The sequence below is a fragment of the Mycolicibacter nonchromogenicus genome (assembly GCF_002101775.1).
Taxonomy (GTDB): domain Bacteria; phylum Actinomycetota; class Actinomycetes; order Mycobacteriales; family Mycobacteriaceae; genus Mycobacterium; species Mycobacterium nonchromogenicum.
Genome location: NZ_LQPI01000023.1, coordinates 12,599 through 31,666, shown reverse-complemented (window position 1 = coordinate 31,666; position 19,068 = coordinate 12,599). Strand labels below are relative to the sequence as shown.

The following is a 19,068-nucleotide window of genomic DNA, read 5'->3' as shown; positions in this document are numbered from 1 at the left end:
GCCATGAAAGCAAAGCGGATGAGTGCCACGGATTCACTGCGGTATGTTCGAGGCGTGATCACGCGGAACGAGCGCGCGGGTATCGACGACCGCTGGCACAAGCGCGTCAAGGAACCGGACGGCACCATGCGGACGGAACGTTCTGCTGTCTACGGCAAGGTTTCGCGTTGGCGTGTCCGGTGGGTCGACAGCACGGGCGCCGAGCGCACGAAGATCTTCCAGCGCAAGCCGGATGCGCAGGCTTACCTCAATGGGCTGACCGCTGATGTTCACCGCGGCGAGTATGTCGATCCGCGGAAGAGTTCAGAGACGTTCGGATCGGTCGCCGAGCAGTGGTTCGCCACCAAACAGCATCGAAAGCCGAAAACCGTTGCAGGCTATCGCTCGTTGCTTGATACCGTGATCTTGCCGAGGTGGGAAAGTGTCCCGCTGAAACGGCTTGACTACGAGTCTTATTCAACGTGGCTGGGGGCGCTGTCAGTCGATGGCGGGCAGCGCGGATCCGGTCTATCGGCAAGTCGAATCACTCAGACGCACCAGTTGGTCGGCGCGGTCCTCAAGTACGCCCAACGGACCGGCAAGGTTGCGAAGAACGTCGCACTAGAGATCAAGCGGGACGAAGATCTACCTGAACAACACGAGCGTGAGCGGCGCTACCTGAGCCATGCCGAGCTGCTGTTGCTGGCCAAGGCCGCAGACCGATTCGAAACGCTGACGTTGGTGCTGGGGTACTGCGGCCTCCGGTTCGGTGAGGCCGTCGCACTGCGACGCCGGCATGTGGGGGATCGAGTTCTGACCGTGAGGTCGTCGGCGACGGCGGTCACCGGTCGCGGCATCGTCGAGTCGACCACCAAGACGAAGCGGGATCGTCATGTGCCAGTGCCGGAACCGGTGTGGCAGCGGCTCCAGGCGGAACTACCCACCGACCCGAATGATCTGGTGTTTCCAAGCCGCAAAGGTGGGTTCTTGCCGCTCGGCGAGTATCGCTGGGCGTTCGACAATGCGTGCGACGAAGTTGGGATCGAAGGGTTGGTACCCCACGGCCTACGACACACCACGGCGTCCCTGGCGATCAGCGCAGGCGCTAACGTCAAGGTCGTGCAGAGACTCCTGGGGCACGCGACCGCGTCGATGACGCTTGACCGTTATGGCCACCTGCTCAACGACGATTTGAGCGGCGTGGCCGATGCTCTGGGCAAGGCCATCGATAGCACTGCGGTATCACTGCGGTATTTAGCGCGTCAGATTGAGGACGAAATGACTCGAAAAACCCGCTGAGCTGCAAAGCCCCCATAGCCCAATTGGCAGAGGCAGCGGACTTAAAATCCGCACAGTGTCGGTTCGAGTCCGACTGGGGGCACTACAAATCGACTGGTAGAGAAGGTGTCGGGCCCTCGCCCGCCTGCCCGGCGAGCGCGTCCCGGACCGGGCCCAGCGCATGGTCGAAGCGCCGATCCGGGTCCCGGTGGCCGTACTCGGCGGCCCCTGTGGGACCGAACACGACGACGATCTCGATCTCCTCGTCGAGCTGGACCCCGACGGTCCCGCGGACCAGGATCAGGTCCCCGGTCGGGGATCCGGGGCGCAGGAACCGGGTCGGCGGTCCCGGCAGCGCCGTCACGTCGGCCACGAACCGGCGGGTCGGGGCGGCCAGGCCGGCCAGGGCGGCGGCGGCCGGCTCCTCGAACCACGGGGACGAGTCGCGCGAGAGCCAGTCCGGTACCTGCTCGTCGGGTAGCTCGTGGGCGGTCACCGGGCCTCCGGCGCGGTCGATCCCCCCGGTTTGCGCGACGGCCGCGTACCCGTAGCACGGTCGCGCTGCGCCGTGGGGTGCGAGGGGTGCGCCGGGGAAAGATTGGTAGGCACGCTTCGGACTTGTTGGCTCAATTTCGTAGCTTCTCTCCCGCCAGGCCGCGGGATCACGGCCGGCACAGTGCGACGGCGAAGCCTAAGCGGCCGCCAGTTTCGCTGCCTGTTCGTTGAAGACTTTCACCGCTACGTCGGTAAGACCGTCGGAAGAATCAGCGCTGAGAAAGACACCTCGATACGAACCCATGACGTGCACGTTCTCGTTTTTGTCTACCGCCACTGCCCAAGGTGGGACTTCCGGCACAGTAACGGGTTTGACTTTCGGCGGGGGATACGGTCCCGAGCTTCTGTAGCTGACCGTGCCGCACTGGGACAGCAGGGTCTTCACGTCCGGTGGCTGCGGCGTTACGTACAACCACAAGTTGACGTACGGACCAGACGGTCCGCCACGAAAGCGAACCGAACTCCTTTGGGTGTGTTGCACCTCCCCGTACAGAGGTGCACACTCAGCTGGAACGTATTTGTCCGTTGGTTGCGGCTGATCTTCCGATCGGATTTTCCCGACCGCCCACTCTCCGCCGTCGAGCTGCGGCAACGACGCCGGGTCGACCAGCATGGCCTTGGTCAGCTTGGTAATGGGCCGGTCGCTTGGCCTGGATTCGGCTGGTAGGCCGATGGCGCACGACGCCAGCAGGCCACACATCGCCACCCACAGTAAAATCCGCGACGCTCGTCTGCTGCGTTGTGTCATTGCCGCTCCTCGCCGACACCATATCCGGATCGGCCCAGAAAATGAGGCGAACTCGGCACGTCAACCGTTGGTAATGCGGGTGTTACATCCGCGGGGCCGGTTGGTCGGCCGTGCTGTGTGAGTTAGGTCGGCGCATACTGCGGCCGCCGGGGGAAGTGTGGTGGGATTGGCCGCTATGGGGATCAAAGTGGCCCTGGAGCACCGCACCAGCTACAACTTCGACAGGCTTGTCGAGATCCATCCGCATGTCGTGCGGTTGCGTCCGGCGCCGCACTCGCGCACGCCGATTGAGGCGTACTCACTGCAGGTGGAACCGGCTGACCATTTCGTGAACTGGCAACAGGACGCGTTCGGCAATTACCTGGCACGACTGGTGTTTCCGACCCGGGCGCGCAACCTGACCATCACCGTCGGCCTGATCGCCGACATGAAGGTGATCAACCCGTTCGACTTCTTCATCGAGGACTACGCCGAGAAATTCCCGTTCAAGTACCCGAAGAGCCTGGCCGAGGACCTCAAACCGTATCTGCGGCCCGTCGACGAGGGCGAGGAGGACTCCGGTCCCGGTGACCTCGCCCAGTCGTGGGTGAAGAATTTCGACATCGAGCCTGGCATCCGCACCATCGACTTCCTCGTCGCGCTCAACCGCGCCGTCAACGCCGACGTCAGCTACTCCGTGCGCATGGAGCCGGGCGTGCAGACCCCCGACTACACGCTGCGCACCGGCATCGGGTCGTGCCGTGACTCCGCCTGGCTGCTGGTGTCGGTCCTGCGCCAACTCGGCCTGGCGGCACGCTTCGTGTCGGGATACCTCGTGCAGCTGACATCGGATGTGGAGGCTCTCGACGGCCCGTCGGGTCCGGCGGCCGACTTCACCGACCTGCACGCGTGGACCGAGGTGTACATCCCCGGTGCGGGCTGGATCGGGCTGGACCCGACCTCGGGACTGTTCGCCGGCGAGGGGCACATCCCGCTGTCGGCGACCCCGCATCCCGAGTCGGCGGCCCCGATCACCGGGGCGACCGGACCGTGCGAGGCGACACTGGAATTCAGCAACGTGGTGACCCGCATCCACGAGGATCCGCGCGTCACGTTGCCCTACACCGAGGCCAGCTGGTTGGCGATCAACGCGCTCGGGGCCCGCGTCGACGAGCGGATGGCCGCCGCGGACGTCCGGCTCACCGTCGGCGGGGAGCCGACGTTCGTGTCCATCGACAACCAGGTCGACCCGGAGTGGACCACCGCGGCCGACGGGCCGCACAAACGCCAGCGTGCCTCCGCGCTGGCGGCCCGGCTCAAGAAGGTGTGGGCGCCCCACGGCCTGGTGCAGCGCAGCCAGGGAAAGTGGTATCCCGGAGAACCCTTGCCGCGCTGGCAGATTGGGCTGTACTGGCGCGCCGACGGCCAACCGCTGTGGACCGACGACTCACTGCTGGCCGATCCGTGGCCGGAGCAGCCCCAGACCAGGGCGATCGCACCCGACGCCGGCCGCCAACTGCTGACCGCGATCGCCGGCGGGTTCGGCCTGCCCGGGCACCAGGTCCGCCCGGCCTACGAGGACGCGCTGGCCCGGCTGGCCGCTGCCGTACGGCAACCCGAGGGCAAGCCGGTGCCCGCCGGCGAGGACCTCGACGCAGACAGCCCCGACGCGCGCGCCACGCTGCTGGCCCGACTCGACGAATCGGTCACCGAACCGACCGCGTTCGTCCTGCCGCTGCACCGCCGTGACGACGGGCCGGGCTGGGCGAGCGCGGACTGGAAACTGCGGCGCGGACGCATCGTGCTGCTGGAAGGCGATTCGCCCGCCGGTCTGCGCCTGCCACTGAACTCGATCAGCTGGAAGCCGCCCAAACCGTCGTTCGAGGCCGACCCGCTGCACCTCCGTCCGGCCCTCACCGTGGGCGGACCGGTCGGCAACGGCGGCGCGGCCGCGGTCGTCACCTCTGATGACGACGACGAGTGGGTGCCGACCACCGCGCTGGTGGCCGAGATCCGCGACGGGCTGCTGTACGTGTTCCTGCCGCCCACCGACGAACTCGAGCATTTCGTCGAATTGATCGGCCGGATCGAGGGGGCCGCTGCCGCGATCGGCTGTCCCGTGGTGATCGAGGGATACGGCCCGCCCGCCGACCCGAGGCTGAAGTCCATGTCGATCACCCCGGACCCCGGCGTGATCGAGGTCAACGTCGCGCCCACCGCGAGCTTTGCCGAGCAACGCGAGCAGCTGGAGACGCTGTATGAGCAGGCGCGGCTCGCGCGCCTGTCGACCGAGGCGTTCGACGTCGACGGCACCCACGGCGGCACCGGAGGCGGCAACCACATCACCCTCGGCGGCACCACCCCCGCGGACTCACCGCTGCTGCGCCGGCCCGACCTGATGGTGTCGCTGCTGACGTACTGGCAGCGCCACCCGTCGCTGTCCTACCTGTTCTCCGGCCGTTTCATCGGCACCACCTCGCAGGCGCCGCGGGTGGACGAGGGACGACCGGAATCGCTGTACGAGCTGGAGATCGCGTTCGCCGAGATCGAGCGGCTGTCGAAGACCGATGTCTCCCCGTGGGTCGTGGACAGGGCACTGCGCCACCTGCTCACCGACATCACCGGCAACACCCACCGTGCCGAGTTCTGCATCGACAAGCTCTACAGCCCCGACAGCGCGCGCGGCCGGCTCGGCCTGCTCGAGCTGCGCGGCTTCGAGATGCCGCCGCACCCGCAGATGGCGATGGTGCAGTCGCTGCTCGTGCGCTCACTGGTGGCCTGGTTCTGGGACGAACCTCTGCGTGCCCCACTGATCCGCCACGGCGCCAACCTGCACGGCCGATATCTGTTGCCGCACTTCCTCATCCACGACATCGCCGAGGTCGCCGCCGATCTGCGTGCGCATGGCATCGAGTTCGACACCAGCTGGCTGGATCCGTTCACCGAGTTCCGGTTCCCCAGGATCGGCACCGCGGTGTTCGGCGGGGTGGAGATCGAGCTGCGCGGCGCGATCGAGCCGTGGAACGTGCTCGGTGAGGAGTCGACCGCCGGCGGCACCGCCCGCTACGTCGACTCCTCCGTGGAGCGCCTGCAGGTCCGGCTCATCGGTGCCGACCGCGACCGGTTCATCGTGACCGTCAACGGCTATCCGGTCCCGATGCTGGCCACCGACAACCCCGACGTCCAGGTCGGGGGAGTGCGCTACCGGGCCTGGCAGCCACCCAGTGCGCTGCACCCGTCGATCACCGTCGACGGGCCGCTGCGGTTCGAGCTGGTGGACGCCGCCAGCGGGGTGTCGCGCGGCGGATGCACCTATCACGTGTCCCATCCCGGGGGGCGTTCCTACGACACGCCGCCGGTCAACGCGGTTGAGGCCGAGTCCCGTCGTGCCCGGCGGTTCGAGGCCACCGGCTTCACGCCCGGCACCGTGGACCTCGCGGCGCTGAAGGAGAAGCAGGCCCGACAATCGACGGACGTAGGCGCGCCGGGCATCTTGGATCTGCGGCGAGTGCGTACCGTTCTGCAGTAATGGCCTTCCCCGCAACCTCTCCGGACCAGCACGACGGTGCCGGAATGACCGACGTTGAGAACCCGCTGACGCCGTATGCCAGCATGCGCGCGCAGCAGGTGCTGTTCGACGTGCAACCGCAGCCCTCCGACGGCTACGACGAGTTGGTCGACGCGGCCGGCGACGTGCGCCCGGCGTGGCAGGAACTCGCCGACTGCGTACGTGACCGCGGCCGAGGCGGACTCGACCGGCTGCGCGAGGTGGTGCGCGGGCTTGTCGACAACGACGGCATCACCTACGTGCGGTCTGATTCAGACGGTGAGGAAATCGTCGCGGTGCCGTGGCAGCTCGACGCGCTGCCGCTGGTGGTCTCGGCCTCGGACTGGGACCAATTGGAGGCCGGGCTGGTACAGCGGTCGCGGCTGCTCGACGCCGTGCTGACCGACGTGTACGGCGAGCGCCGCTGCATCACCGGAGGGGTGCTGCCGCCCGAGTTGGTGTTCGCCCACCCCGGGTACGTGCGGGCGGCCCGCGGCATCGAGGTGCCCGGTCGGCACCAGCTGTTCATGCACGGCTGCGACGTCAGCAGGACCGCGTCGGGGGATTTCGTGGTCAACGCCGACTGGACCCAGGCGCCGTCCGGCGCCGGGTATGCCCTGGCCGACCGCAGGGTGGTGGCGCACGCGATCCCAGACCTCTACGAGCAGATCGGGCCGCGGCCCGCCTCGCCGTGGGCGCAGGCGCTGCGACTGGCCCTCGTCGAAGCCGCCCCCGAGTCCGCCGAGGAACCCGTCATCGTCGTGCTCAGCCCCGGCATCCACTCCGAGACCGCGTTCGACCAGGCCTACCTGGCCAGCGTGTTGGGTCTGCCGCTGGTGGAGAGCGCCGACCTGGTGGTGCGCGACGGCAAGCTGTGGATGCGCTCGATGGGCACCCTGAAGCGGGTGGACGTAGTGCTGCGCCGGGTGGACGCCCAATACGCCGATCCCCTCGATCTGCGGGCTTCGTCGCGGTTGGGCGTGGTCGGTCTGGTCGAGGTGCTGCGCCGCGGCGCGGTGACCGTCGTCAACACCCTGGGCAGCGGCGTGCTGGAAAGCCCGGGCCTGCTCCGCTTTCTACCGGAACTGGCAGCGGCCCTGCTCGGCGAGACGCCGCTGCTGCCGACCACGCCGCTGTATTGGGGCGGCATCGACTCCGAACGCTCGCACCTGTTGGCGAATCTGTCCTCGCTGCTGATCAAACCGGTCACCGGCGGCGAGCCGATCACCGGGCCGACGCTGTCGGCGGCGCAGCGCGATGAGTTGGCGGCCCGCATCGCCGCGACGCCGTGGCAGTGGGTCGGTCAGGAACTCCCGCAGTTCTCCTCGGCGCCGTCGGACTATCTGCCCCGCGGCCTGTCGTCGTCTGCGGTGGGGATGCGGCTGTTCACGGTGGCCCAGCGCGGCGGGTATGCCCCGATGATCGGCGGCTTGGGCTACCTGCTGGCGGAGGGCCCGTCCGCATACCAGCTCGACACCGTTGCCGCCAAAGACGTTTGGGTTCGCACCGCGAGCCGGGTCACCGCGGAGAAGATCCCGAGCGAAGTTCCGGTGTTGCCGGCGCTTGCCAACGCCAGTCCCACCCAGGAGGTCAGCTCGCCACGCGTGCTGTCGGACCTGTTCTGGATCGGCCGCTACGCCGAACGCGCCGAGCAGCTGGCGCGGCTGCTGACCGTCACCCGCGAGCGCTATCACGAATTCCGTTACCGCAGAACGATGGACGGCAGCGAATGCGTGCCGGTGCTGCTGACCGCGCTCGGACAACTGACCGGGACCGACACCGGCGCCGGCGGCGACTACGCCGAGATGGTGGCCACCGCGCCGACCACACTGTGGGCGCTGACCGCCGACCGGCACCGACCCGGTTCGCTCGCCCAGTCGGTGGAGCGGCTGGGGCTGGCCGCGCGCGCGGTGCGCGACCAGATGTCCAACGACACCTGGATGGTGCTGTCCGCCGCCGAGCGGGCCCTGCTGAACGCCCCTGACACGCCGCCGGATTCGCGGGCCGAAGGGGACGCGTTCCTCGCCTCGACCAACACGCTGACCATGGCGTGCATGCTGGCCCTGTCCGGGGTGGTCTCGGAGTCGGTGGTCCGCGACGTCGGCTGGACGATGATGGACATCGGCAAGCGCATCGAGCGCGGCCAGGCGCTGACGGCGCTGCTGCGCTCCACGCTGAGCACCGTCCGCACCCCGGGTGCCGAGCAGACCATCACCGAATCCACGTTGGTGGCATGCGAATCACTGGTTATCTACCGGCGGCGCAACCCCGGCAAGATCAGCATCGCCGGGGTCGCCGAGCTCGTGTTGTTCGATGTGGAGAACCCGCGCTCGCTGGTCTACCAACTCGAACTGCTCCGCGCGCACCTCAAGGCGCTGCCGGGGTCGACCGGGTCGTCGCGTCCCGAGCGGATGGTCGACGAGATCGCCGCCCGACTGCGCCGGGTCGAGCCCGCCGAACTCGAAGAGGTCACCGCCGAGGGGCGGCGCGAAGAACTCGCCGAGCTGATGTCGGACATTCACCGCGATCTGCGTGAGCTGTCGTCGGTGATCACCACCGTCCACCTGTCCCTGCCGGGCGACATGCAGCCGCTGTGGGGACCCGATGAGCGGCGGGTGATGCCGTGACCGCGTTCCCCGACGGCCCCACCGCCTCCGCGAACAGCCGCAGCTACGAGATCACCCACCGCACCGAGTACCGGTACTCCGATGTGGTCACGAGCTCCTACGGCCGTGGGTTCCTGACCCCGCGCGACTCCGCCCGGCAGCGTTGCCTGTTCTACGAGCTGGTCATCGAGCCTGAGCCCGAGGACAGCTCCACCAGCCGGGACGGCTACGGCAACATCAGTTCTTACTTCCACGTCATCGAGAAGCACCAGCGGCTGGTCGTCACCAGCCGCTCCGTTGTGGAAGTCGACCCTCCGGCGCCGGACCTGTACGAGGGGCGGTCCGCGCGAGCGCCGTGGGAGAACGCGCGGCCCGTCGGCGCCGTCGGTGCGCTGGCCACCGAGTTCACCCTCGACCTTCAGCCGGCTGAGATCACCGACGAGGTACGTGCTTACGCCGCGCCGAGTTTTGCCCCCGGAAGGCCACTGATCGAAGTGCTGCGCGACCTGACGTCGCGGATCTACAGTGACTTCACCTACCGGTCCGGGTCGACAACGGTATCCACCCAGGTAAGCGAGGTTTTAGCGGCGCGGGAGGGGGTATGCCAAGACTTCGCGCGGCTGGCGATCGCCTGCCTGCGCGCCAATGGTCTGGCCGCCAGCTACGTCTCCGGGTACTTGGCGACCGACCCACCTCCGGGAAAGGAACGAATGGTGGGAGTGGACGCGACGCATGCCTGGGCGTCGGTGTGGACACCACAGAACGTGTGGTTGGGCCTGGACCCGACCAACAACCAGATGGTCGACGAACGTTATGTGACGGTCGGATTCGGTCGCGACTATGCCGATATACCGCCGCTGCGGGGCATCATCTACACCGACTCCGAGAGCAGTGTGATCGACGTGTCGGTCGACGTCGCCCCGTATAGCGGGGGGATCCTCCGTGCGTGACTTCACCTGCCCCAACTGCGGCCAACGGCTGTCGTTCGAGAACTCGTTGTGTCTGAGCTGTCAAAGCGCGCTGGGGTTTTCGCTCGACGACATGGCACTGCTGGTGATTGCGCCCGCCGCGGAGAGTGAACACGCGGGCGCGGTGGACGAGGGCCAGTTCCAGCTGTGCGCGAATCTGCATCTGGCCGAATGCAACTGGCTGGTCGAGAAGAGTCCGATCCCCAAGTTGTGTGTGTCGTGTGCATTGACCCGGACCCGCCCGAACGACGCCGACACCGCCGCGCTGGCGGCGTTCGCCCACGCCGAGCGGGCCAAGCGCCGGCTGATCGCCGAACTGCACGAACTCAAACTGCCGATCGTCGGCCGCGACATCGACCCGGAGTTCGGCCTGGCCTTCGATCTGTTGTCCAGCCAGTCCGAGAAGGTGTTCACCGGCCACGAAGACGGCGTGATCACCCTGGATCTCGCCGAGGGCGACGACGTACACCGCGAGCAGTTGCGGATCTCGATGGACGAGCCGTACCGGACTCTGCTGGGGCACTTCCGCCACGAGATCGGTCACTACTACCAGTACCGGCTGATCGGGACCTCGCAGGATTACCTGCAGCGCTATCACGAACTGTTCGGCGACCCCGAGGCCGACTACCAGGCCGCGCTGGACCGGCACTACAGCGAAGGGGCCCCCGCGGGCTGGGAGAACGACTACGTCTCGTCGTACGCCACCATGCACCCCGCCGAGGACTGGGCCGAGACGTTCGCGCACTACCTGCACATCCGTGACACCCTCGACACCGCGGCGGCGTTCGGTTTCGCGCCGGCCACCGCGACCTACGAACGCAGGGTGCTGGGCCCCAGCAGTTTCGACACGATGATCGACCAGTGGTTGCCGCTGTCCTGGGCGCTGAACCAGCTGAACCGGTCGATGGGCAAGGACGACATCTACCCGTTCGTGCTTCCGCCACGGGTTCTGGAGAAGATGCGGTTCATCCACACGGTGATCGACGAGATCACCTCCAACCCGGCGAAGCTGGCTGAGGTCGGCGCGCCGGTCGATACCCAGAGCCAGCAGCTGGGTTAGCGCTGCGCTCGGGGTCGCGGTTTGCCGACCAGTACCTAAACTTCGAGCATGCGTATGCCTCGCCGAATCGCGGAGTTCAACAAGCGAGTCACCAATCCGGCGGCTCGCGCGATCACGCAGTGGCTTCCCAGCCTCGGGACCCTGGAGCACGTCGGGCGGAAGTCGGGTAAGCGATACCGAACGCCCCTGCGGGTCTTCAAGACTCACGATGGCTACGCCATCCTTGTCGGGTATGGCCCACAGACGGACTGGCTGAAGAACGTGCTGGCCGGTGGGCCGACGGTGCTGCGTACGCGTGGACGGTCTGTCGAGCTGGTCAACCCGCGGGTGGTCAGCAAGGCCGAGGCCGAGGCCGCTGTCGTACCGCGTTCTCGGCTGCTCTATCGATTGTTTCCCTACAACGAGGCGGCCCTGTTGGTGGATGTGGGCTCGGCGGACTGACCTCCGCAGTGTCTAAGTGACGTAGGGCAGCGGTACCCGATCGCCCACTTCGCCATGGGCGTCGCGAAGTGCCGGCGCGGCCAGCCCTTCGCGCAGCAGCCAGCGGGCGAGCTCGAGGGTCTGGGCGATCTCGTCATCGGTGATGCGCAGGCCGTCGGGCTGCTGCCGCAGCGCGATCACGCCGTTCCAGGCGCCCCACAGGAAGTGCGTCAGCCGCAGCGAGTCGACCGGCCGGGCTTCGCCCGCGGCGATCGCGTTGTCGATCTGCGCGGCGAAATTACCCAGGAGGCGGCCGACCCGGTCGCGGATGCGGGCCTCGGTGTCCTTGTCTCCGGACAATGGCTCTGCCCCCGGGCTGCGATAGGCCAGGAAGTGGAAGGCTCCGGGATGGTCGAGGTGGAAGCGCAGGTAGGCGTCGCCGCCGGCCAGCACCCGCTGCAGTGGGCTCAGTGCGGGATTCTCGCTGCGGGCCATGTATTCGGTGAACAGCTCGAGCGCGCGGTCGACAAGCTGTAGATACAGTCCGCGTTTGCCTTCGAAGTGGCCGTAGATGGAGCCCACGGACACGTCGGCCAGCTCGGCGATCTCCTCGATCCGGGCGCCGCTGTAGCCGGCGCGGCCGAACACCGCTTCGGCGGCGTCGAGGATCGCGCCTCGGGTGCGGGCTCGGCGCCGGTCAGCGCGGGCCGCACCGGGTCGCGTGGGCGGCGCAGGCGGCTCGGCGGACATCGATCCAGGATAGGCCACCGGGCCAATTTTATAATCACGTTCATTAACTGAAAACACTTACAAAATCCTTGTCGAGCTGGAACTATCTCGCTATGCCTGAACACACAGACGTGGTCATCGTCGGCAGCCGCTGCGCCGGATCTGCTGCTGCCGTCGCACTCGCCCGCCGGGGCCGCTCGGTTGTCGCGCTCGACAGCGCCGCCTTTCCGTCTGACACCCTGTCGACGCACCTGCTGTTCACCCACCACTGGGCCGAGGTGGAGCGCATCGGTGCCACCGACAGGGTGCTCGAACTCGGAGCACCACTGCACACGCACGCCGGACTCGGCGCTCCGGGCGTCGAGACCATCGGACCGTCGAGCACCTATGAGGGCTTTGCCGCGGGTGCATGCATCCGCCGTCCGGGATTCGACCTCGCCCTGGTGGAGACCGCCAGGGCCGCCGGCGCCGACGTTCGAGAACACGTCCGGGTGACCGAACTGGTGCGCGACGAGGCCGGGCGCGTCTGCGGGGTGCGCTATCGGCAGCGCGACGGTGCGACGGGTGAGATCCGCGCGAAGCTGGTCATCGGGGCCGATGGGCGACGGTCCACGGTCGCGCGCCTGGTCGGCACCCGGGCACACCACAGCTGGGACAACCAGCGGATGATGGCCTACGCCTACTACGAGGACGCCCACGCCGAGAGCCGCCACCTGGCCATGCAGTGGCGCTACGACGACGACCTCGTGACGATCTTCCCGTGCGACGGTGGTCAGCTGGTGGCGCTGCAGATGCCGTCGATGCGGCGCGCTGACGAGTACCGCGCGGACCGGTCGGCCGCTTTCGCGGCGACCGTCGAACGCATTGCGCCGTACGCCGAGCGGCTCAGCGGCTGCACTCAGGTCAGCAATGTCTTCGTCTCCTACCACCATCCGTCGTACTTCCGGCACTCGCACGGGCCCGGATGGGCGCTGGCCGGCGACGCCGGGCACTTCAAGGATCCGGTTACCGCCCAAGGCATTCGGGATGCACTGCGCTTCGGGCGGCTGCTGGGCGAGGCCGCCGCCCCCTGGCTGGACGAGCCCGACAAACTCGACCGGGCGCTGAGGCGATGGGAGCTCGACCGCGACGCGCAGTGCCTGGCCATGTACCAATGGGCGAACTCGCTCGGCCGCAACGACACCGTCTCGCCGATCGAGTTCGCCGCCTACCGATGGTTCGCCGGCCGACCGGACGGATTCACTCGGGTCGCCGATGTCTTCAATCGCATAGTCTCGCCCCAGCAGGTCTTCTCGCCCACCAACGTGGTGCGCTGGACCGCCGCGGCTGCCCGCGATCCGGGTGTCGACAACCACGAATTGTGGGCCACCCTGCGGCGCGACCTACGCCGCGAAGCCGAGCGCATCGCCGAGCGGCGACGGTTCGCCCGCAGGCGCGAACGCTCGGCGCGGCTGCCGATGACGCCCACGTCGTCCAGCGACCGCGAGACGGTGGAGATTTAGCGCACGGGCAGGCGGCGCGGGGTTCTGCACGTGGCCGACCGCATGCGTGGTCGCGCGCCGGGGCAGGGCGCTTTTACCCGCAGACCGGGACATTTGCAAGGGCGCTGCGCAAAAAGCGCGGAATTTCCTGGTGAGAGCACTTAATTTTTAATTCAAAGTAACTAGCAGCGCACATCACAAGTTGTCCAACGCCAGAAAAATAGCTGGTCAAAGCTAATCAAACCGGTTGCTGTCGAGCCTCGATCTGGTGGTTTCGGGCAGTGTGACCTTGGGCGATGGAGATTAGTCTGCGACCTCCGTCACAATAATCAACTCGTTTTTCAGTAACGCTGAATTTACCGGTACGCTCGACCAGATGCCGTCTCTCCCACGCCGGTCTCGACCGGGCCGCGCAGCGGCAGTCGTGGGGGTGCGAGGGCAGGGACGAGACGGGCGAAGCGATGCAAACAGTGGTTGATAGGAGCGATGTGGACGACGTGCCGGCTTATCGATTGGCCAACTCTGGTGCCCGCGTCGCGAACACCGTGAAACTCGATCGTGGCCCGATCGGTGGTCTTGCCGTCACCGCGGACGGCCTGCGCCTGCTGGCCACCAATTACGGCGACGACACCGTCTCGATCATCGACACCGTCAGCCGCAAAATCGTGAGCACCGTCTTCCAGGCCGACGAGCCGTTCGCGATCGCCGCCGGCCCCGCCGGCAGCGGCTTTGCCTACGTCACGGCCGGATCGAACGCTCTCGACGCCGTGCTGGCCATCGATGTCGACACCGCCCAGGTCGCCGGGTGCTACCCGGTGGCCATGGACATCGGCGACCTGGTCGCCGACCCGACCAGCAGCCGCGTCTACCTCACCCGTACCGGCTCGGCCGGCGTGGACGTCCTCGCGCTCGACGCGGCCATGCGTCCCGCCGCGTCCGCCGTGGTTTCCGGGCACCCCGGGGCGGCAGCGGCCGGCCTGCGGATCAGCGCGGACGGGCGGCGGCTGTACGCGGCTGTTCGCCAGCCCACCGGTGACATCGTCACGGTGCTGGACCGCGACCTGAACATCGTCGACACCATCAGGGTCGGCGCCGGCATCATCGACGTCGCGGTCAGCCCCGACGGCGCCCGCCTGCACGTGGCGACCGTGGGTTCCGACGGCCGCAGCCGGGTCCACCTCGTCGACGTTGGCACCCACGCCGTGAACGCCACCCGCGTCCTGGAGGCCCAGCTGATCCAGCTGATCGCCGGACGTGACGGTCAGCGGGTTTACCTGGTGACCGACGGCGCTGTTGTGGTTCTGTGTGCGCGCACCAACGAGCCGCTCGGCACGCTGACCGGCATCGCTGCGCCGTCCTGCGCCGCGGAGAGCCCGGACGGCAGCCTTCTCTACATCGCCGGGTTCGACGGCAAGGTGACCATCGCGTCGCTCGCGGGCCTGCCTGCGCCGTCGGCGTTGCTGCACGAGCAGCTGGAACTCGACGACGCCGTCACCCGCATGCTGCAACTCACGCCCGCGTTGTAACCCACGCCACGTTCGGCGTGGTGGCGTGATCGAATAGGCCGATGCAGAGCACCATGCAGCACTGGCCGCTGACGGTCGGTGCCATCTTGAACCACGTCACGACCATCCACGGCGATCGCACCGTCACGACCATGGCCGACGACGGATATCGGGTCACCACCTATCGCGAACTCGGAGGGCAGGCAGCCCGGCTGGCGAACGCCCTGCGCCGCGTCGGCATCACCGGCGATCAGCGGGTAGCCACCTTCATGTGGAACAACACCGAACACCTGGCTGCCTACCTGGCGGTTCCGGCGATGGGTGCGGTGCTGCACACGCTCAACATCCGGCTGTTCGCCGAGCAGATCGTCTTCGTCGCCAATGAGGCGCAGGACCAGGTGATCCTGGTCGACGCGTCGCTGGTGCCGCTGCTGGCACCGGTGCTGGCGCAGCTGGAGACCGTGCACACCGTGATCCTGGTCGGGGACGGCGACGTCGCAGCGTTGGAGGCCGCCGGCAAGACCGTGGTGGGCTACGCCGACCTGCTGGCCGCCGAGTCCGACGAATTCGACTGGCCGGTCATCGACGAGAACTCGGCAGCCGCCATGTGCTACACCAGCGGCACCACCGGCAACCCCAAGGGTGTGGTGTACAGCCACCGGTCCAGCTACCTGCACAGCATGGCGGGATGCTCCACCAACGGCACCGGCATCGGCGCGATCGACTGCGTGCTGCCGATCGTGCCGATGTTTCACGCCAACGCATGGGGACTGCCGTATTCGGCGCTGATGGCCGGTGCAGATCTGGCGATGCCCGACCGTCATCTGGACGCCAAGTCGCTGGTCGCCCTCATCGAATCGCAGCGGGCCACCGTAGCCGGTGCCGTGCCGACCATCTGGAACGACATCCTGCACTACCTGGAACGTGAACCCGGCCACGACATTTCGTCGTTGCGGCTGGCGGCCTGCGGTGGGTCGGCAGTGCCGGTGTCGCTGATGCAGGCCTTCGAGCAGCGCCACGACGTGCAGGTCCGGCAGCTGTGGGGCATGACCGAGACCTCGCCGATGGCCACCATGGCCTGGCCGCCGCCGGGCACCCCGCCCGAGCAGCACTGGGCGCTGCGCGGCACCCAGGGCCGGCCGGTGTGCGGGGTCGAGGCCCGCATCGTCGACGACGAAGACAACGTGTTGCCCAACGACGGCGAGGCGGTCGGCGAGCTGGAGGTGCGCGGTGCGTGGATCACCGGCGCCTACTACCGCGGCCAGGACGAGTCCAAGTTCTCCTCGGGCTGGCTGCGCACCGGCGACGTCGGCCGTATCGACGCGCAGGGCTTCATCACGCTGACCGACCGGGCCAAGGACGTGATCAAGTCCGGCGGGGAGTGGATCTCCTCGGTGGAACTGGAGAACGACCTGATCGCCCACCCCGACGTCGTCGAGGCCGCGGTGGTGGGGGTGCCCGACGAGCGCTGGCAGGAGCGGCCGCTGGCCGTCGTGGTGGCTCGCCCCGGCGCCACGGTCAGCGGAGCCGAACTGCGAGCCTTCCTGTCCGACAAGGTCGCCCGCTGGTGGCTGCCGGAGCGCTGGACCTTCGTCGAGGCGATTCCGCGCACCAGCGTCGGCAAGTACGACAAGAAGACCATCCGTGCCCGGTACGCCGAGGGCCAATACCAGGTGAGTGAGGTGCACCACTGATGAGCCTGCGTGTCATTCAATGGGCCACCGGAGGAGTGGGAGTCGCCGCGATCAAGGGCGTGCTCGAGCATCCCGAGCTGGAACTCGTCGGTTGCTGGGTCCACTCGAAGTCCAAGAGCGGCAAGGATGTCGGAGAGATCATCGGCACCGGGCCGGTGGGGGTGACGGCCACCGACAGCGTCGACGAGATTTTGGCTCTGGACGCCGACGCGGTGATCTACGCACCGCTGCTGCCCAATCGCGATGAGGTCGCGGCACTGCTGCGCTCCGGCAAGAACGTCGTCACCCCGGTCGGCTGGTTCTACCCGACCGAGAAGGAGGCGGGCCCGCTGGAAGGCGCGGCGCGCGAGGGCGGCGTGACCCTGCACGGTGCCGGCATCGGCCCGGGTGCGGCGACCGAGTTGTTCCCGCTGCTGCTGTCGGTGATGTCCACCGGCGTGACCTTCGTTCGCGGCGAAGAGTATTCGGACCTGCGGACCTATGACGCCCCAGACGTGGTGCGCCACGTGATGGGCTTCGGCGGCACCCCGGACAAGGCGCTGAGCGGGCCGATGCAGAAGCTGCTCGACGGTGGATTCCGCCAATCGGTGCGGTTGTGCGTAGACCGGCTGGGGTTCGCAGCCGACGAGCAGATTCGTTCCTCACAGGAGGTCGCGGTGGCCACCGCGCCGATCGCCTCGCCGATCGGTTCGATCGAACCCGGCCAGGTGGCGGGACGGCGGTTCCACTGGGAGGCCACCGTCGGTGACGAGGTGGTGGTCCGGGTCACCGTCAACTGGTTGATGGGCGAGGAGAACCTCGATCCGCCATGGACTTTCGGTCCGGCGGGGGAGCGTTACGAGATGGAGGTGCGGGGCAATCCCGACACGTTCGTCACCGTCAAGGGCTGGCAGCCCGAGAGCGTCGAAGAAGGCCTGATCAGCAACCCCGGCGTGGTGGCAACCGCGGCGCACTGCGTCAACACCATCCCGGCGACCTGCGCGGCCGCGCCGGGAATCGCCGGGTTCTTCGACCTGCCGCCCATCACCGGCCGGGCCGCTCCGCACCTGGCGCGCTGAGCGCTACCCTCGGCTGATGGCCCTGGTTGTTCAACAGTCCCGCACGGTTCCCGCGACCGTCGCTGACGCCTTCGCCCGAACCCTGGTATTGCCGCTGCCGGAGTTGTTCCGCCGCTGGTATGGGCCGATCCCGCCGATCAAAGCGGTCCGGGGGCAGGCCGGTGGTTCAGCGAGCCTCGACGAAGGAGAGGGGAAGCTGGGACCACCGCATCAGCCCGGCGTTGAATGGGCGAGCGTCGGGCAGACCCGCACCGTCGTGCTGACCGGCGGCGGCAGCATGCGCGAAGAGTTGACCGAGGTCGACCCGCCCCGGCAGTTCGCCTACCGGCTCACCGAAATCACCGGCCCGCTGGCGCCGCTGGTGGCCTACGTCGAGGGCCGTTGGCAGTTCGCCCCTGCCGGGACGGGCACCACGGTCACCTGGAGTTGGGTGATCCACCCGCGGTTCAGGGTGGCCGCGCCGGTGCTGCCGGTGTTCGGCCGGCTGTGGAAGGGCTACGCGCGTCGGGCGTTGGAGCGACTGGCCGAGCTGTTGGCGAGCTGACGCCCCAATGCTCCTGCCCGGCAACTGCGCCGGGAAACCCTGACCGCCACGCCCAGCACCCCTTGGAAAGGATGGAAATGACAGTCAAGCGCGCCCTGGTGCTCGGTGGCGGCGGGGTGGCGGGCATCGCCTGGGAGACCGGCGTGCTGTGCGGCATTGCCGACGAATCACCCGACACTGCAAGAGAACTGCTCGAATCCGCGGTGCTGGTGGGCACCTCGGCGGGATCGACGGTGGCTGCCCAGATCGGCAGCGGGCTGACCCTTGAGGAGTTGTTCGCCCGCCAGGTCGGGCCGGCCTGCTCGGAGATCGATCCCGGTGTCGGCGCCGACGAGCTGAACGAACTGTTCGTGGCGGCGATCACCAAACCCAACACCACCACCGAGCAGAAGCTGCAGGGCATCGGCGCGGTGGCACTGGCGGCGCAGACCATTGCCGCACCGGTGCGGCGGGGCATCATCGCTGATCGTCTGCCGTCACACGAGTGGCCGGATCGCACGTTGCGGATCACCGCCATCGACATCGACACCGGGGAGCTGACGGTCTTCGACCGCGACTCGGGGGTGGAGCTCGTCGACGCCGTGGCGGCCAGTTGTGCGGTGCCGGGCGCCTGGCCCCCGGTGGTGATCGGCGCGCACCGCTACATGGACGGTGGGGTGCGCAGCACCGTCAACCTCGACGTGGCCGCCGACTGCGACCAGGCCGTGCTGCTGGTACCCACCGGTGGCGGCGTCGACGGGGAGATCGCGGCGTTCGGTGGCCGGGTGTGCGCGGTGCTGGCCGATGACGACGCGCTGCGCGCCTTCGGTGGCAATCCACTGGACCCGGCGTGCCGGGTGCCGTCGGCGCAGGCCGGCCGCGAGCAGGGCCGACGCCAGGCCGGTGCTGTCGCCGAGTTCTTGGCTGACGGCTAGGGC

Annotated in this window: 15 protein-coding genes and 1 tRNA gene; 13 read left to right on the top strand and 3 right to left on the bottom strand. The window is 68.0% G+C overall.

What is annotated here, in order from left to right:
* The first annotated feature begins 18 nt into the window (after positions 1–18).
* Both AWC18_RS02525 and AWC18_RS02520 read left to right on the top strand, forming a co-directional pair.
* Positions 19–1,278 carry a tyrosine-type recombinase/integrase gene (locus AWC18_RS02525; protein WP_165757967.1) on the top strand — a complete coding sequence of 420 codons (1,260 nt, stop codon included), beginning with the start codon at positions 19–21 and terminating at the stop codon, positions 1,276–1,278.
* An 8-nt stretch (positions 1,279–1,286) separates the two neighbouring features.
* A tRNA-Leu gene (locus AWC18_RS02520) sits at positions 1,287–1,360 on the top strand.
* Here AWC18_RS02520 and AWC18_RS02515 read toward each other — a convergent pair.
* Together AWC18_RS02515 and AWC18_RS21400 are read right to left on the bottom strand one after the other, a co-directional pair.
* Positions 1,361–1,753 (bottom strand): hypothetical protein, encoded by a 393-nt coding sequence (locus AWC18_RS02515; RefSeq protein WP_064997181.1) that lies wholly within the window; start codon positions 1,751–1,753, stop codon positions 1,361–1,363.
* A gap of 195 nt (positions 1,754–1,948) precedes the next feature.
* A complete protein-coding gene (locus tag AWC18_RS21400; RefSeq protein ID WP_131810638.1) occupies positions 1,949–2,560 on the bottom strand; it encodes a hypothetical protein in 612 nt (203 codons plus the stop codon).
* Positions 2,561–2,735: 175 nt separating this feature from the next.
* On the opposite strand from AWC18_RS21400, the gene AWC18_RS02510 reads away from it, so the two are divergent.
* Genes AWC18_RS02510 through AWC18_RS02490 form a run of 5 tightly spaced genes read left to right on the top strand, consistent with a single transcriptional unit; the run spans position 2,736 to position 11,161 of the window.
* Positions 2,736–6,068, top strand: coding sequence for a transglutaminase family protein (locus AWC18_RS02510; protein ID WP_085137452.1), 3,333 nt, complete (start codon positions 2,736–2,738; stop codon positions 6,066–6,068).
* Entirely contained in the window at positions 6,068–8,713 is a 2,646-nt protein-coding gene (locus tag AWC18_RS02505) for a circularly permuted type 2 ATP-grasp protein (protein WP_085137450.1), read from the top strand. The genes AWC18_RS02510 and AWC18_RS02505 overlap by 1 nt, the downstream gene beginning before the upstream one ends.
* Positions 8,710–9,642: a transglutaminase family protein gene (locus AWC18_RS02500; RefSeq protein WP_085137448.1), complete on the top strand. Its 933-nt coding sequence runs from the start codon at positions 8,710–8,712 to the stop codon at positions 9,640–9,642. Before AWC18_RS02505 ends, AWC18_RS02500 begins: the two co-directional genes overlap by 4 nt.
* Positions 9,635–10,720: a zinc-binding metallopeptidase family protein gene (locus AWC18_RS02495; protein WP_085137447.1), complete on the top strand. Its 1,086-nt coding sequence runs from the start codon at positions 9,635–9,637 to the stop codon at positions 10,718–10,720. Before AWC18_RS02500 ends, AWC18_RS02495 begins: the two co-directional genes overlap by 8 nt.
* Positions 10,721–10,768: 48 nt before the next feature.
* Positions 10,769–11,161, top strand: a complete 393-nt coding sequence (locus AWC18_RS02490) for a nitroreductase family deazaflavin-dependent oxidoreductase (RefSeq protein ID WP_085137445.1) — start codon at positions 10,769–10,771, stop codon at positions 11,159–11,161.
* 12 nt (positions 11,162–11,173) lie between these two features.
* Here the strand turns inward: AWC18_RS02490 and AWC18_RS02485 are convergent, their stop codons facing one another.
* The gene (locus AWC18_RS02485) at positions 11,174–11,890 is read right to left on the bottom strand and encodes a TetR/AcrR family transcriptional regulator (protein WP_085137443.1); all 717 of its coding nucleotides are present in this window, start codon (positions 11,888–11,890) and stop codon (positions 11,174–11,176) included.
* A gap of 92 nt (positions 11,891–11,982) precedes the next feature.
* On the opposite strand from AWC18_RS02485, the gene AWC18_RS02480 reads away from it, so the two are divergent.
* The 6 genes from AWC18_RS02480 (at position 11,983) to AWC18_RS02455 (ending at position 19,065) form a co-directional block, all read left to right on the top strand.
* On the top strand, positions 11,983–13,371 hold the full coding sequence (locus tag AWC18_RS02480; RefSeq protein WP_085137441.1) for an NAD(P)/FAD-dependent oxidoreductase: 1,389 nt from the start codon (positions 11,983–11,985) through the stop codon (positions 13,369–13,371).
* 467 nt (positions 13,372–13,838) lie between these two features.
* The gene (locus tag AWC18_RS02475; RefSeq protein ID WP_085137439.1) at positions 13,839–14,876 is read left to right on the top strand and encodes a YncE family protein; all 1,038 of its coding nucleotides are present in this window, start codon (positions 13,839–13,841) and stop codon (positions 14,874–14,876) included.
* 41 nt (positions 14,877–14,917) lie between these two features.
* Positions 14,918–16,549 carry a long-chain fatty acid--CoA ligase gene (locus tag AWC18_RS02470; protein WP_085137437.1) on the top strand — a complete coding sequence of 544 codons (1,632 nt, stop codon included), beginning with the start codon at positions 14,918–14,920 and terminating at the stop codon, positions 16,547–16,549.
* Positions 16,549–17,607, top strand: coding sequence for an NAD(P)H-dependent amine dehydrogenase family protein (locus AWC18_RS02465; RefSeq protein ID WP_085137435.1), 1,059 nt, complete (start codon positions 16,549–16,551; stop codon positions 17,605–17,607). The genes AWC18_RS02470 and AWC18_RS02465 overlap by 1 nt, the downstream gene beginning before the upstream one ends.
* 16 nt (positions 17,608–17,623) lie before the next feature.
* Complete coding sequence (locus AWC18_RS02460) at positions 17,624–18,151, top strand: SRPBCC family protein (protein WP_064999872.1); 528 nt, start codon at positions 17,624–17,626, stop codon at positions 18,149–18,151.
* Positions 18,152–18,228: 77 nt separating this feature from the next.
* A complete protein-coding gene (locus AWC18_RS02455; RefSeq protein ID WP_085137611.1) occupies positions 18,229–19,065 on the top strand; it encodes a patatin-like phospholipase family protein in 837 nt (278 codons plus the stop codon).
* Positions 19,066–19,068: the final 3 nt, after the last annotated feature.

Bases quoted from the DNA above. Each gene is read 5' to 3' on its own strand.
- AWC18_RS02525 (WP_165757967.1), top strand. From the start codon at position 19: ATGAGTGCCACGGATTCACTGCGGTATGTTCGAGGCGTGATCACGCGG.
- AWC18_RS21400 (WP_131810638.1), bottom strand. From the start codon at position 2,560: ATGACACAACGCAGCAGACGAGCGTCGCGGATTTTACTGTGGGTGGCG.
- AWC18_RS02510 (WP_085137452.1), top strand. From the start codon at position 2,736: ATGGGGATCAAAGTGGCCCTGGAGCACCGCACCAGCTACAACTTCGAC.
- AWC18_RS02505 (WP_085137450.1), top strand. From the start codon at position 6,068: ATGGCCTTCCCCGCAACCTCTCCGGACCAGCACGACGGTGCCGGAATG.
- AWC18_RS02490 (WP_085137445.1), top strand. From the start codon at position 10,769: ATGCGTATGCCTCGCCGAATCGCGGAGTTCAACAAGCGAGTCACCAAT.
- AWC18_RS02485 (WP_085137443.1), bottom strand. From the start codon at position 11,890: ATGTCCGCCGAGCCGCCTGCGCCGCCCACGCGACCCGGTGCGGCCCGC.
- AWC18_RS02480 (WP_085137441.1), top strand. From the start codon at position 11,983: ATGCCTGAACACACAGACGTGGTCATCGTCGGCAGCCGCTGCGCCGGA.
- AWC18_RS02470 (WP_085137437.1), top strand. From the start codon at position 14,918: ATGCAGAGCACCATGCAGCACTGGCCGCTGACGGTCGGTGCCATCTTG.
- AWC18_RS02465 (WP_085137435.1), top strand. From the start codon at position 16,549: ATGAGCCTGCGTGTCATTCAATGGGCCACCGGAGGAGTGGGAGTCGCC.
- AWC18_RS02460 (WP_064999872.1), top strand. From the start codon at position 17,624: ATGGCCCTGGTTGTTCAACAGTCCCGCACGGTTCCCGCGACCGTCGCT.
- AWC18_RS02455 (WP_085137611.1), top strand. From the start codon at position 18,229: ATGACAGTCAAGCGCGCCCTGGTGCTCGGTGGCGGCGGGGTGGCGGGC.